At 65.9% G+C, this 13,289-nt stretch carries 15 protein-coding genes; 8 read left to right on the top strand and 7 right to left on the bottom strand.

The genetic code is table 11. The features are described from left to right. Positions 1-246: 246 nt before the first annotated feature. The 3 genes from ABS45_RS02505 to ABS45_RS02495 all read left to right on the top strand — a co-directional run bounded on the left by ABS45_RS02505 (position 247) and on the right by ABS45_RS02495 (position 2,273). Positions 247-870 carry a sigma-70 family RNA polymerase sigma factor gene (locus ABS45_RS02505; protein ID WP_291552611.1) on the top strand — a complete coding sequence of 208 codons (624 nt, stop codon included), beginning with the start codon at positions 247-249 and terminating at the stop codon, positions 868-870. Beyond that, positions 871-1,569: an anti-sigma factor gene (locus tag ABS45_RS02500; RefSeq protein WP_291552609.1), complete on the top strand. Its 699-nt coding sequence runs from the start codon at positions 871-873 to the stop codon at positions 1,567-1,569. A gap of 101 nt (positions 1,570-1,670) precedes the next feature. Beyond that, the gene (locus ABS45_RS02495) at positions 1,671-2,273 is read left to right on the top strand and encodes a ferritin-like domain-containing protein (RefSeq protein ID WP_291552608.1); all 603 of its coding nucleotides are present in this window, start codon (positions 1,671-1,673) and stop codon (positions 2,271-2,273) included. Between the two features lie 92 nt (positions 2,274-2,365). Here ABS45_RS02495 and ABS45_RS02490 read toward each other — a convergent pair whose 3' ends face one another. Beyond that, complete coding sequence (locus ABS45_RS02490) at positions 2,366-5,434, bottom strand: DNA methyltransferase (protein WP_291552605.1); 3,069 nt, start codon at positions 5,432-5,434, stop codon at positions 2,366-2,368. 168 nt (positions 5,435-5,602) lie between these two features. Here ABS45_RS02490 and ABS45_RS02485 point away from each other — a divergent pair, with 168 nt between their 5' ends. Together ABS45_RS02485 and ABS45_RS02480 are read left to right on the top strand one after the other, a co-directional pair. Then, positions 5,603-6,373 carry a 2OG-Fe dioxygenase family protein gene (locus ABS45_RS02485; protein ID WP_291552603.1) on the top strand — a complete coding sequence of 257 codons (771 nt, stop codon included), beginning with the start codon at positions 5,603-5,605 and terminating at the stop codon, positions 6,371-6,373. A gap of 33 nt (positions 6,374-6,406) precedes the next feature. Further along, complete coding sequence (locus ABS45_RS02480; protein ID WP_291552602.1) at positions 6,407-6,847, top strand: universal stress protein; 441 nt, start codon at positions 6,407-6,409, stop codon at positions 6,845-6,847. Positions 6,848-7,004: 157 nt separating this feature from the next. Here ABS45_RS02480 and ABS45_RS02475 read toward each other — a convergent pair whose 3' ends face one another. The 4 genes from ABS45_RS02475 to ABS45_RS02460 all read right to left on the bottom strand — a co-directional run bounded on the left by ABS45_RS02475 (position 7,005) and on the right by ABS45_RS02460 (position 8,640). After that, positions 7,005-7,229 carry a hypothetical protein gene (locus ABS45_RS02475; RefSeq protein WP_291552600.1) on the bottom strand — a complete coding sequence of 75 codons (225 nt, stop codon included), beginning with the start codon at positions 7,227-7,229 and terminating at the stop codon, positions 7,005-7,007. Further along, complete coding sequence (locus tag ABS45_RS02470) at positions 7,219-7,512, bottom strand: hypothetical protein (protein ID WP_291552598.1); 294 nt, start codon at positions 7,510-7,512, stop codon at positions 7,219-7,221. Before ABS45_RS02470 ends, ABS45_RS02475 begins: the two co-directional genes overlap by 11 nt. 313 nt (positions 7,513-7,825) lie before the next feature. Continuing rightward, positions 7,826-8,305 carry a DUF192 domain-containing protein gene (locus ABS45_RS02465; RefSeq protein ID WP_291552597.1) on the bottom strand — a complete coding sequence of 160 codons (480 nt, stop codon included), beginning with the start codon at positions 8,303-8,305 and terminating at the stop codon, positions 7,826-7,828. A gap of 95 nt (positions 8,306-8,400) precedes the next feature. After that, positions 8,401-8,640, bottom strand: a complete 240-nt coding sequence (locus ABS45_RS02460; RefSeq protein ID WP_291552594.1) for a hypothetical protein — start codon at positions 8,638-8,640, stop codon at positions 8,401-8,403. Positions 8,641-8,810: 170 nt separating this feature from the next. On the opposite strand from ABS45_RS02460, the gene icd reads away from it, so the two are divergent. Then, positions 8,811-10,070, top strand: coding sequence for an NADP-dependent isocitrate dehydrogenase (icd, locus tag ABS45_RS02455; protein ID WP_291552592.1), 1,260 nt, complete (start codon positions 8,811-8,813; stop codon positions 10,068-10,070). Between the two features lie 25 nt (positions 10,071-10,095). Here icd and speE read toward each other — a convergent pair whose 3' ends face one another. After that, positions 10,096-11,043, bottom strand: a complete 948-nt coding sequence (speE, locus tag ABS45_RS02450; protein WP_291552589.1) for a polyamine aminopropyltransferase — start codon at positions 11,041-11,043, stop codon at positions 10,096-10,098. A 5-nt stretch (positions 11,044-11,048) separates the two neighbouring features. Beyond that, complete coding sequence (gene speD / locus ABS45_RS02445; RefSeq protein ID WP_291552587.1) at positions 11,049-11,477, bottom strand: adenosylmethionine decarboxylase; 429 nt, start codon at positions 11,475-11,477, stop codon at positions 11,049-11,051. Between the two features lie 197 nt (positions 11,478-11,674). On the opposite strand from speD, the gene ABS45_RS02440 reads away from it, so the two are divergent. After that, complete coding sequence (locus ABS45_RS02440; RefSeq protein WP_291552586.1) at positions 11,675-12,505, top strand: ABC transporter ATP-binding protein; 831 nt, start codon at positions 11,675-11,677, stop codon at positions 12,503-12,505. Next, the gene (gene mlaE / locus ABS45_RS02435; protein ID WP_291552585.1) at positions 12,502-13,284 is read left to right on the top strand and encodes a lipid asymmetry maintenance ABC transporter permease subunit MlaE; all 783 of its coding nucleotides are present in this window, start codon (positions 12,502-12,504) and stop codon (positions 13,282-13,284) included. The genes ABS45_RS02440 and mlaE overlap by 4 nt, the downstream gene beginning before the upstream one ends. The last annotated feature ends 5 nt before the right edge of the window (positions 13,285-13,289 follow it).

Below are 13,289 nucleotides of genomic sequence, written 5' to 3'. Positions count from 1 at the left end.
ATATTCATTGCAGGCAATGGCTCAGCGCCGGCTGGTTTCCCGCCAGGGCGTCAATGGGGTTCAGTGGTTGCGGCAGCGCCGCTCGCTTATTGTCGTTGATGGGGCAGCGCGCTGCGGCACCGGTTGGGTAACGGTGTGCATCGTCGCTTGGGCGACTGCGGCCCGGGGTTGGCCCGGTTGCCAGCACTGCGGGCGCTGCATACTCTGCAGGCCGTCACAACAAAAGAAGCTCACGAAGGAAGCTGGATGCAAGCCCACTACACCCAATGGACCGACCGCAGCCAGGATCTGTCTGCCCTGCTCGCGCGCGTCGGTTTGGGTGATCGCTCCGCCTTTGCCAGCCTCTACAAGCAAACCGCCGCGCATCTGATGGGCGTGGTGCTGCGTATCAACCGCGATCGGGCTCAGGCCGAGGATGTGCTGCAGGAGGTCTACGTCAACGTCTGGCGCGCTGCGGGCAGCTTTGATGCCACGCTGAGCCAGCCGATGACCTGGCTGACCAGCGTGGCGCGCAACCGCGCCATCGACAGCCTGCGCCGCCGCCAGACTGAACCACAGACCGTCAGCACCAGCACGGGCTCCGACAACGACAACGACGACGACGACATGCTGCAATACCAAGCCTCGGACGCACCCGGCCCGCTGGAGCTGCTGGCCAGCGCCGGCGAGGCGCGCGCGCTCAAAATCTGCCTGGGGGAATTGACTGGCGAGCAGCAGCAAAGCCTAGCGCTGGCGTTCTACCAGGGCCTGTCGCACGGTGAGGTGGCCGCGCACCTGCGCCAGCCGCTGGGCACCGTCAAAAGCTGGCTGCGCCGTGGCCTGCAGGCGCTCAAAACCTGTCTGGAGCGGGCTGCGCAAGCCCCGGCGTAAATGGACTACAGCCGCCCCGACCTGGCCGACCGTCTGGCCGCCGAATACGCCCTGGGCACCTTGCGCGGTGGCGCACGCCGGCGCTTTGAGTCCCTGCTGGCCGCGCACCCGGTGCTGCGCGACGCCACGCGCGACTGGCAGGCACGGCTGATGCCGCTGGCCGGTGCCGTGCCGCCCGCGCCGCCTTCGCCCGTCGTGTGGACGCGCATCGAGCAGCGCCTGTTTGCGCCTGCGGTTCAGCCGGCCCCACAGCACGTGGGGTGGTGGCAGCGCCTGGGCCTTTGGCAAGGCGCGGCAGGCCTGGCCACCGTGGCGGCGCTGGCCCTCGCGCTGGTCCTTGTGCAGCCGCAGCAGGCCCCCACCGTGGTGGTGCTGGCGGCCAACGCGCAAGCCGGAGCCGACGCCATCCCGGCCAGCTTTGTCGCCAGCGTCAGTGCCGATGGCAGCGCGCTGGTCCTGAAACCGATGGGCCCGGTGGCGCTTGATGCCAGCCGCCAGGCGCTCGAACTATGGGCCGTTCCGGGCGACGGCGCACCCCGCTCGCTGGGCCTGGTGTCGCCGCAGCAGGCCACCATCGTGCAGCGCAGCGGTTTGCAGCGCGGCGTTGCCGCGTATGCCGTCAGCCTGGAGCCGGCGGGCGGCTCGCCCACCGGCCAGCCCACAGGCCCGATCTTGGCGCTGGGCAAGTTGCAAAGCTGATCGAGCCGGCTGCATCCAAATCTCCAAGGCCTTCGTACAAGAGGGTGGTGCGCCGAAAAGCGGCGTTCACCGTCCTTCAACGAAACTGTCAGGAGATTGCCATGACCCCGTCTTCAACCCCGCAACTGGTAACCAGCAACCTGTTCGTGCCGCAGCGGCGCGGCCTGCTCAAAGGAGTGGGCATGCTGTCGGCTGGCGCCGTCATGATGCTGGCCGGCGTGCCCAGCCGGGCGCAAGCCATGGACGCCAACAGCGAATCGGATGCGCACATTCTGAACGTAGCGCTGGCGCTGGAATATGAGGCCATCAACGCCTACCAGCTTGGCGCCGAAAGCGGCCTGCTGCAAAAGCCGGTGCTCGCGCTGGCGGTGCGCTTTCAGTCCGACCACAAGGCGCACCGCGATGTGCTGGAGTCCACCATCCGCAAGCTGGGCGGCACCCCGGCACCAGCGCTGACGCTGCAGGAGTACGCGAAGGCCCTGGATGCCGCCAAGCTCAAGTCGCAAAACGACGTGCTGGACCTGGCGGCACGGCTGGAGCTGGGCGCCACCAATGCGTATCTGGGCGTGATTCCAGCCTTCAAGGACACCCAGCTCGCCAAAGTCGCCGGCCGCGTGGCCTGCGACGAAACCCTGCACTGGACGCTGCTCAACAACGCGCTGGGCCGCCCGCTGCCGGCGAGCGCGCTCAGCTTTGGGGCCTGATCCGCTGAAACTTGAATTCGCGAATGGCCTTCGCGGCTCAAGCCGCTCCCACAGCCAGTGCAGACTTCAATGGGCCCATCACTATTTGCTTTTCACCCTTTGGGCGTTGCTGACGCCCTTTCCGCTGACGCCCTTTCCAGATTGAGCGCCAGCAATCGCCGCAGGATTTCGTCGTCGGGCATGTCGGCGCGGTAGTCGCTCCAGCCGTAGGCGGCGGCAACAGAGGCATCCAGCAGCCCATGCGCCTGCGCCAGCCACGCGGGGCGGGCGTTGTAGAGGTTGGTGAGGGTGCGTTTCTGCAGCGCCTTGGCGTCCTGCTCCGAAAGGCCGTGGCGCGGCTCGGTGCGGTCGGGGTAGGGCGATGCGCTCATGCCCAGCGGCACCACCTCGGGCAGGCGATGTGTCCATTTGGGCGGGTTGAGCCAGTTGCGGCGCAGCGTATCGAGCCGGTGCGCGGCCTGGGCGATGGCGCTGGCGGCACTGCGAATGCTGATGGGTTTGATAGCTGCTGACGCTTGCCCAGCATGCGCTGGAGCCGGATTTGGCTTGGAATTTTCGGCGGTCTCCGGCAGATCGGCGGGAATCACGGCGCCGTCTTCCAGTGCCTCGGTGCGTTGGTGGGCCGTGTCCGCGGGGGTCAGGCCGGCGGGGAAGGGGAAGGTTTCGAAGCAGGTGGTGGGGGTGTAGCGCGGCCGATCTTCCAGCGAGGTGCCCATGCGCAGCGACCACAGTTCATGCATGCGGCTGTGCAGGATGCCGAAGGTGGTGTCGTCGGCGCGGGCGATGACGCCGGTCGCATGGCTTGGCAGCACGCTTTTGTCAAACCAGACCCACAGGCGGTGCTTGGCGACGATAGAGGTTGCGATGAAGCGCTGTGGTTGCCGCAGCGCGGCACGCATGTCCGGTGCCGTGCGTGCGTGCAGCCACCAGCGGCGCCGTTCTGCCGCGCTGCGCACGATGTCTTTCTCGGGCTTCACGACGCGCTGGACATAGGCGAACGGCGCCTCGAACAAGGCGGATTCTTCCTCGCTTGCGTCTATGCCGAAATCAACGATCCACGTGTCTGAAGGTCGGCGCACGATATCCGCGCCATTGATCCAGGGTTTCACCACCTCCGCGCTGCTGCGCCCGTTGGGGTTGGGTAATGCGAGCCACGAGCGCGCCAGTACGCCAGGAATGTCAAAAGAGGCTTTCTTGGACGTGCCCACGAAGCAGCAGTTGGCGTTGGATGCAAGGCGCAACGCTGTCGTGACGTCGAGTGTTGAAGCACCAGCTTGGCCTGCCGTCAGGTCGGCATGAATGCGTGCAACCTCCTGGCCATCGAGGCGGTGGTGCGTTTCCACAGTTCCAAACGCTACCAAAGACACTCGCACCGCCGCGCCGTCGTTCACCCAGGGCTCGTCGCTCCAGGCTTCGTAGATGCGGCTGTCACGCACGATCGCGTCGAGCACGGCGCGGTTCTTGCCGCCGCGGATGGAGTTGGTTGCTACCAAACCCGCAGCTTGCAGCGCTTGGCTGGCAAGCGCTGCGCGGCTTTTTTCAAACCAATAACAGACCAGATCAGCACCACCGGGCACGCGCCCTTCGTAGGTCTTGCGCAGCGTGTCCACGTAGGCGTCGCCCAGTTCACGGCGCATTTTTTTGTCGCCCAAAAACGGCGGGTTGCCCACCACCACGTCGGCGCGCGGCCACTGCGCTTCGGCGGGGGCAGGCTGGCCCCCATCCCGGCCTTCCCCCAAAGGGGGAAGGGGAAACTGCAAGAGCGCGTCGCGGCATTCGATTTGCTGCAGCGGCTCCAGCACCGGGTTGGTCTTGGCGGCGTAGCCGTGGGCGATGCGCCACTGGATTTCGCCGATCCAGACCGAGACGCGGGCCAGTTCGGCGGCGTAGTCGTTCAGCTCGATGCCCAGCAGGTTGTGCACGCCGGTGACCAGGTCTTGCTCGCGATCGAGCCCCAGGCGCGCGGCCTCGGTGATGGCGTGCAGCTCCACGTCCTTGAGGGCCTTGAGGCCCATGAAGAGAAAGTTGCCGCTGCCGCACGCCGGGTCCAGGATGCGATACGCCCGCAGGCGCTCCAGCCAGCGCACGAAGCGCTGCTGCGTCTTTTTGTACGCGGCGTCGCCGTTTTTCCTGATTTTGGCCGCCAGCGCTTGCAGGTCTTGCGCCACCAGCTCCCATTCTTGCAGCAGCGGGCGGGTGATGACGGGCTCGATGATGCGGGTGATCGTCGCCGGGTCGGTGTAGTGCGCGCCGAGCTGGCTGCGCTTGGCCGGGTCCAGCCCGCGTTCAAACAGGGTGCCGAAGATGCTCACGTCGATCGCGCTCCAGTTCAGGCTGGCGGCGTTGCGCAGTTCGGTGATGTCGACGATCTCCAGCTTGGGCACCGCGATGCGCGCGAACAGCCCGCCGTTGAACCAGGGGATGTCGTCCGCGCCGTACAGGCCGCCGGTCTGCATGGTCTGGAACAGGCTGGTGAGGCCGGCGGTGAGCTTGTCGCTGGTCAGGCCCCGGTTGTCGACCAGGCGCTCGAACATGCGGCCAGGCAGCAGGCCCACGTCTTCGGCAAAAAAGCAGAACAGGCATTGCGTGAGGAAGTGCGCCACCACCTCGCCGGCATGGCCACGAGCGCGCAGCTGCGCCGCCAGCTGGGCAAAGCTTCTGGCGGCGGCTTCGGTGATGTCACGGCTGGTCTGGCGTGGGCGAAAGCTTTGCGGATCGCGCCACAAGCGCGCCAGCAGTGCGCGTTTTTCGGGCTGCACCAGGTCTTCGATGCGCACCACATGGGTCTCGCTCGGGTGGCCGTTGAACTGGGTGTGGATGCGGATGGTGAGCCGGTCGCAGACGACGAGCAGCGGCGGGTTGGCGAGCGCCAGGCTGTACTGCAAGAGCTGGCGCAGCGCGGCGTCCAGGTTCTTGCCGGGGGCCTTGTTCTCCCAGGCGAAGTGGTCGCGGTAGTACACGTCGGCATAGCCACGCGCCTCGCCCAGCACGAGGGAGCGGCGCTCGAACAGGTATTCGCCCGTCACCTCCGGGCTGCCGGGCTTGGGCACACCCAGCAGCTCGCACAGGCCGAGGAAGTGGCTTTGCGCGCCCTGTTCTTCGTTCAGGTGCGCGCTGGTGCCGCCCGGGCCCCATTGGGCGATGAAGTCGTGCGGGGTCATCGGCGGTGGTGTCTCACTATCGGGTTTGTAGCTGCAAGCGCATGGTGGTAAAGCGCTGGCGCTGGTTTTTGTTGAAAAATGGAGGCTGGCGCGGCCTGGCGCGCCAGCCCCATTTTGGCGCAAGGGTCAGCCACGCGGACCGGGCCGGCTGCGCTAAGCTGGTGACCCATGGGCATCACGCATTTTTCCCCCCCCTATGTTCCGGCGGCGCAACTGGCGCAGCACCTGCGCGAGCGCGGCTATGCGGTGCTGGCGCCGCAGGATATGGCGAGCTGGGCCGGCGCGTCACTGGCGCAGCTGCAGGGGCTGCACGCGGACTGGGACGACCTGCCGCCGGACGACTACCTCAAGGATGGCGGGCGCTACCGGCGCAGGCGCTATTCCTGCTTCGTGGTGCAGGGCGAGGGCCTTGTCCAGGCACCGCACCGCGCGCATTGGCAGCCGGTGCAGTACAACGCGCTGCACGGCGGCATGCAGCGCTGGTTTGCGCCCATGCTGACGGCGACGCTGGCCAACCCCGCCTGGCAGGCACTGGTGCGCGCCGCCGCGGCTGCCGCACAGGCGGCGCTGCTGCCGCTGCAGGCGCCGCCCGCGCGCTGGTGCGTGGAGGCGCACCAGTTCCGCATCGATACCGAAGGCGGCGTCGGGCGCCCGACACCCGAGGGCGCGCACCGCGATGGCGTGGACCTGGTGGCGGTGTTTCTGGTGGGGTGCGAGGGCGTGAAGGGCGGCGAAACGCGCATCTTCGAGTCGGCCAGCCCGGCGGGGCAGCGCTTCACGCTCGATGAGCCGTGGTCGGTGCTGCTGCTGAACGATGCCCGCATGATCCATGAAACCACGCCGATCCTGCCGACGGCGGAGCACGGCTGGCGTGACACCCTGGTTTTGACCTGCCGCCGGGATCATTTCCTGGGCGAGGATGGTCATAATCCTTCATGACAAAGCGGCGCGATGCCGCGAAAGGAGCGCAATATGTTCAAGCACATCCTGGTTCCCGTCGATGGATCGGAAACCTCCATGAAGGCGGTGGCGCGCGCCGCGGCGCTGGCCCAGGTGTTTGGCAGCGAGATCACGCTGCTGTATGTGATCGACCCCTATCCCTTCACCGGCGTGGGCGCGGATTTTGCCTACGGCCAGGCGCAGTACCTGACGGCGGCCAACGCCGAGGCCAGTACCGCGCTGGACGCCGCCCGCGACGCGGTGACCGCCGCCGGCATTGCCAAGGTGGAGACGGTGGTGGGCGAGGGCCACACGGTGCACGAGGGCGTGCTGGCCACCGTGCAGAGCAGCGGGGCGGATCTGGTGGTGATGGGCTCGCACGGGCGCCGCGGCATCGAGAAGCTGGTGCTGGGCAGCGTGACGCAGCGCGTGCTGGGTGTCGTCAAGGTACCCGTCCTCGTCGTGCGCGATTGAGGTAGAGGCAGCGCTGGTTCGGCGGCGCGGTGTCCAGGAGGCAGGAGCGCCGTGGACGCGCTGGCGCAAAGCCGCTATTTCGAGACGATTGCCGATGCAGACCGCATTGAGGGCTGCAAGCTGATGGCGGTCAGGGCGCAGGGGTAGGGGTAGGCGCTCAGGCGTGCGCTTCGGCCGGGTTCAGCAGGGTATCTGGATTGAAGCCTCCCAAGCCAATATCATCGGCGCTCAACCCGTAGGCTCGCGCTTGCGTCAAAGCCTCCGAAAGTGCCTGATAGGCATTCAGGCCGTCCAGTTCGCCAGCGCGGTTCTCACCCTGTTCGCGCAGCAGCCCGAGCACGGCCAGCAAGACGATCTTGTATGCGCGATCTTTATCGTTCATGGCCCTTTTCCTTCATCACACCTTCGATGATTTCGATTTGCTGGCGCTGGCGTTGTATATCTTGCTGCCACTTGCGTAGCAAACCCTGCTGATACAAGGCGCTGCGTCCATTCCAGTCTTGCACTTTGGATGTCGGGTTGTCAAGCCAGCCAAGATGCAATGCAACCTGTTTTTGAAGGGAGCGTCGCGCCGACCGTAGCTGTCGTTCACCCAACTCCTGCTGCTCTCGCATCCATGCTGCATGCCGGCCTCCGGCCTTGGCAACGTCATAGGCGTTTGGCATCTGCGCATTGTCCCCCACCCGTCGCCATCGATACTCGGTCCGCACTCCTGCCTGCGCGACAGCCAGCCAATCGCCCCCGTCCAGCACCTGCGCCAGCCTTGCGCGCCGTTTCGGCGGGCGGCAGGCTGGCCAGATACCGGCGCAGCGCCTCGGGCCGCTCGCGGGCGCCTTCGCTTTGGCCCATGCATCCAGTGCTTGCTCGATCTGGCGCGCGACGTCGCCCTATAGCGGATCGTTCTCAGGCGCAGCCATGGGGGTATGCCTCAAGCCGCAGCGATATGGCTCCAGCCCCCTTTCACGGCCAGTGCAGGCTTCAGTGGGACTTGTCTGCAAAGGGCGCGCCCGTCAGCCGGGTGCCGCTCTTGAGGCCTTTTTTGGCAAACCAGCCCTGGTTCATTTCCAGCACGAAGCGCACCGGCTTGGCCGAGCAGTGGGAGTCTTCGGTCTGCGGCTGCATGTCGGCCAGGTTCACGATGGTGCCGTCATCGGCGACGAAGGCGGCCGTGAGCGGCAGCAGCGTGTTTTTCATCCAGAAGCATTGCACGCCCGGCGCTTCGAAGGCGAACAGCATGCCTTCGTGCTCGGGCATCTGCCTGCGGTACATCAGGCCGATTTCGCGTTCGCGCGGCGCGCTCGCCAGCTGGGCGCTGATGCGGTACATGCCCGCGTGCAGTTCGGTGCGCGGCAGGTTCATCTGCGGCTCGTTCTGCTGGGCCGCGGCGCTGGCGCAGGTGAAGGCCAGGCCCAGGACCAAGGTCAACGCCAGAGGCGTGGTGGTTTTCTTCAAAAGCATGGTGCACAACGATCAACAGCCCGCAAAACACGTATTTTGCGGGCTGTTGCGTGGCGGGCTGCAACAACGCGGATGACGTTGCAGCCCGGCTGTCGTCAGGCGGCGGTCTTGGCGGCCTTTTTGCTATGGCGCTTGGCGTGCTTGTTGCCAGCCTTCTTGTGCGCCTTGGCGGTTTTCTTCGCCTTGGCGTGCGGTGCGGCCGCTGCGGGTGCCGCGGCAGCGGCAGGGGCGGCGACCGCGGCGGGTGCCACGGGCTCTGCCGGAGCAGTTGTGCCTTGGGCAAAAACGCCCGCGGCGAAGAGGCTTGCGGTGACGAGTGCGAGAACTTGTTTCATGGTTGCCATTTCCTGTCTGCGGATGCAGCGCGAAACGCCGCGTTGCGCTGAGCACAACGGGTGCAGGTGCTGCGGCGTTGACGGCATTGTGCCTTCTTTTCGTCATTAGAATTTGACGCATACGGGCATGGCGCAAGCCATGTTTTCACGATCGCAAAAGAGACAGGCAAATGGGCAATTACCAGCATATCCAGGTCCCCGCACAGGGGCAGAAAATCACCGTCAATGCCGACATGTCGCTGAACGTGCCGCAGGAGCCCATCATTCCCTACATCGAAGGCGACGGCACGGGCGTGGACATCACCCCGGTGATGCTCAAGGTGGTGGATGCAGCCGTCGCCAAGGCCTATGGCGGCGCGCGCCGCATCCACTGGATGGAGGTCTACGCCGGCGAAAAATCCACACGCGTGTATGGCCCCGACGTGTGGCTGCCGGAAGAAACGCTGGCAGCGCTCAGGGAATATGTCGTCTCGATCAAGGGGCCGCTCACCACGCCGGTGGGCGGCGGCATCCGCTCGCTGAACGTGGCGCTGCGCCAGGAGCTCGATCTGTATGTGTGCCTGCGCCCGGTGCAGTATTTCAAGGGCGTTCCCAGCCCGGTGAAGCAGCCGGAAAAGGTCAACATGGTGATCTTCCGCGAGAACAGCGAAGACATCTACGCCGGTGTGGAGTGGGAGGCCAAAAGCGCCAGGGCGCAGAAGGTGATCCGCTTCCTGATCGACGAGATGGGGGTGACCAAGATCCGCTTCCCTGAGTCATCCGGCATTGGCATCAAGCCGGTCTCGATCGAGGGTACCGAGCGGCTGGTGCGCAAGGCCATCCAGTACGCGATCGACAACGACAAGCCCAATGTGACGCTGGTGCACAAGGGCAACATCATGAAGTACACCGAGGGAGGTTTCCGCGACTGGGGCTACGCCTTGGCCCAGCGCGAGTTCGGTGCCCAGCCCATCGACGGCGGGCCGTGGTGTGCGCTCAAGAACCCGAAAACGGGCAAGGAGATCATCGTCAAGGACGCGATCGCCGATGCCTTTCTGCAGCAGATTTTGCTGCGCCCGGCGGAATACAGCGTGATCGCCACGCTCAACCTCAATGGCGATTACATCAGTGACGCACTGGCGGCGCAGGTGGGCGGCATCGGCATTGCGCCGGGCGCCAATCTGAGCGATTCGGTGGCGTGTTTCGAGGCTACGCACGGCACCGCGCCCAAGTACGCAGGCAAGGATTACGTCAACCCCGGCAGTGAAATCCTGAGCGCCGAGATGATGCTGCGCCACATGGGCTGGACCGAGGCCGCGGACCTGGTGATCACCGCGATGGAAAAAGCCATCCAGAGCAAGCAGGTGACCTATGACTTTGCGCGCCTGATGGACGGCGCGACGCAGGTCAGCTGCTCGGGCTTTGGCCAGGTGATGATCGACGCGATGTGAGTCTCAGGGCTCGTTCGGCGCTGTGTCAGCCCTCGGTGATGGTGATCTCCGGCAGCTCGGCCGGGTTCACCACGTCAGCCAGCGTGTCGCCGCGGTGCAGCGCACGGGTTGGGGCAGCAAAGAGTTCGCGCACGAAATTGGGCTGTGCCAGCAGGGCCTGGTGCACTGCGCCGTTGTACAGCTGCAGGTCGGCAATGCCGCGCTGCGTGATGCGGGCATCCACCTCGGTGGCCGAGAGTGCCGCCGGGTCCGTGGTATCGGACGCCATCGCCATGCACCACAGCGTTCCATAGAGCGGCACATATTGCAGATAGGGCCGCACGATGGGAAACACGGCCTGCAGCGAGGCATGCAGGCGCTGCAGGCTGTTTTGCAGATGGATGGGCGAGCCCAGGTGCAGCGAGACGACGCCACCCGGCGCAAGGATGCGGCGGCAGGCCTGGTAGAACTCGACGGTGTAGAGCTCGACTGCGGGGCCGAAGGGGTCGGTCAGATCGAGCACGATCTGGTCGAAGCGTTCTTCGGTGGCAGCGATGAAGGCGCACGCATCGCCGAGTTGCAGGCCCAGGCGCGGATCGTCGAAGGCGCCGCGGTGAATGGCAGGCAGCCATTCGTGCGCCAGGCGGATGACTGCGCCGTCGAGTTCGCACAGCGTTACCCGTTCAATTTCCGGCAGCTTGAGCAGCTCTTCGGCCGCGCCGCCGTCGCCGCCGCCCACGATCAGCGCCCGGCGCACGCCGGGGTGGGCGATGGCAGGCAGGTGCACCATGGGCTCGTGGTAGAAAAATTCATCGCGCTCGCTGGTCATGAAGCAGCCATCGATGCGCATGAGCCGCCCGAACTGGGGGTGCTCGTGGATTTCGATGTGCTGCCAGTCCGAGTGCACTTGTGCCAGCAGACGGCAATGCGTGAGATAAAAGCCGAAATGCGCGTTCAGGCGTTCGGCCAGGGCGCGCTGCGTGGGGCTTGCCATGACGATCAGGCCCGGTCTACGCGGTGCAGGCGCGGCTCCTTCGGGTTGAAGGCGACCTTGATGGCGTCGAACAATTTCTGCGCCTTGGGGCGGTTGTTCGCGGTGTAATTGCAGACATAGACGTCCAGCGTCACATAGCCTGATTCGGGCCAGGTGTGGATGGAAAGGTGCGACTCGGCCAGCACCACCACGCCCGTGACGCCGCCGTCCTCGCCAAAGCTGTGAAACAGCGAGCCAACGGTGGTCAGCCCCGCGCTGGCAACCTGCTGCTTGCAGAAATTTTCGAGGTATTCGGCATCCAGCATCAGGCGGGCATCGCAGCGGCAGCCGTACAGGTCGCCGATCAGGTGCAGCCCGGTGGCAAGCCGGTGGCGGGTGCTGGGCACAGGGGAGGTGGCAACAGCCTGGTTCATCGTGGGAAAGCCTTTTTCCATGGGCAAAGGCTGCACGGCGGACGGCCTGAACCGGCCCGGCGACAGCCAATGGGTGAGACGAGGGAAGAGGGCGACTATAGCCAATGGCGCTGCCCATCATCCGGGTGCGCCTGAAACGGGGCTGGGCAAGCGCTGGTGCGCGCCTTTATGATCGCAACCTTCTTTGCACCTGTAGGCCGCTGTCCTGGCCGTGCAGCATGCCCCCCAGCGAATCTTTGCATCCAGAGCCGTTTGTCGAGCTGCGCGACGTCACCTTCGGGTATGGCGAGCGCGTGATCCTGCGCGATTTTTCGCTGACGGTGCCGCGTGGCAAGGTCACGGCCATCATGGGCGCATCGGGCGGCGGCAAGACCACGGTGCTGCGCCTGATCGGCGGGCAGCAGCGGGCGCAAAAGGGCCAGGTGCTGGTGGATGGTCAGGACACGGGCGCGATGGACATGGCGCAGCTGTATGCCGCGCGCCGGCGCATGGGCATGCTGTTCCAGTTTGGTGCGCTGTTCACCGACATGAGCGTGTTCGACAACGTCGCCTTCCCGCTGCGCGAGCACACCAGCCTGAGCGCGGCGCTGATCCGCGACATCGTGCTCATGAAGCTGCATGCCGTGGGTTTGCGCGGTGCCCGCGATCTGATGCCGAGCCAGATTTCCGGCGGCATGGCGCGACGCGTGGCGCTGGCGCGCGCGATAGCGCTCGATCCGGAACTCATCATGTACGACGAACCGTTCGCCGGGCTCGATCCGATTTCACTGGGTACGGCGGCGCAGCTCATCCGCCAGCTCAGCGACGCGATGGGCGTGACCACCATCCTAGTGTCGCACAACCTGCAGGAGACTTTTGCGCTGGCAGACCATGTGGTGATTCTCGGCGCGGGCAACGTGGCGGTGCAGGGTACGCCGGGCGAGGTGCGCACGAGTGACGACCCGCTGGTGCGCCAGTTCGTGCACGCCTTGCCGACAGGGCCGGTGCCGTTTCATCACCCGGGACCGTCGGTCGAGCAGGACTTTGGCCCGGTGGGAGGCAGGCGATGAGCTGGTGGCGCCCTTCGGATATCGGTTTTGCCGTGCGCAGCGAACTTGCCGCCATCGGCACCGGCGCGCGGCTGCTGGGCCGTCTTTTGAGGCTGCTGGGCACCACGCTGCGCCGCCCGGCGCTGCTGCGCGACCAGGTGCATTTTCTCGGCAACCACTCGCTGGCCATCATTGCGCTGTCGGGGCTGTTCGTCGGCTTCGTGCTGGCGCTGCAGGGCTACAACGTGCTGCAGCTGTATGGCTCGGAGAGTTCGCTCGGGCTGATGGTGACCCTGAGCCTGGTGCGCGAGCTCGGGCCGGTGGTGACCGCGCTGCTGTTTGCCGGGCGCGCGGGTACCTCGCTCACCGCCGAAATCGGCCTGATGCGTGCTGGCGAGCAGCTGGCGGCGATGGAGATGATGGCGGTGGACCCGGTACAGCGCATCCTGGCGCCGCGCTTTTGGGGCGGGGTGATTGCGATGCCGGTGCTGGCGCTCGTCTTCAACGCCATCGGCGTGCTGGGCGGCTGGCTGGTGGGCGTGGTCATGATTGGTGTGGACGCCGGTGCCTTCTGGGGCCAGATGCAAAGCGGCGTGGATGTGTTCAAGGATGTGGGCAATGGCGTGGTCAAGAGCCTGGTGTTCGGCCTGGCGGTGACCTTTACCGCGGTGCTGCAGGGCTACGTGGCCAAGCCGACGCCCGAGGGCGTTTCGCGCGCGACGACGCGCACGGTGGTGATTGCGTCGCTGGCGGTGCTGGCGCTTGACTTCATGCTCACCGCCTTGATGTTCAGCTTGTAGAGGGT

The organism is Comamonas sp. SCN 65-56 (assembly GCF_001724135.1).
Taxonomy (GTDB): Bacteria; Pseudomonadota; Gammaproteobacteria; order Burkholderiales; family Burkholderiaceae_C; genus Comamonas_C.
This window is presented reverse-complemented; position numbering and strand designations above follow the sequence as displayed.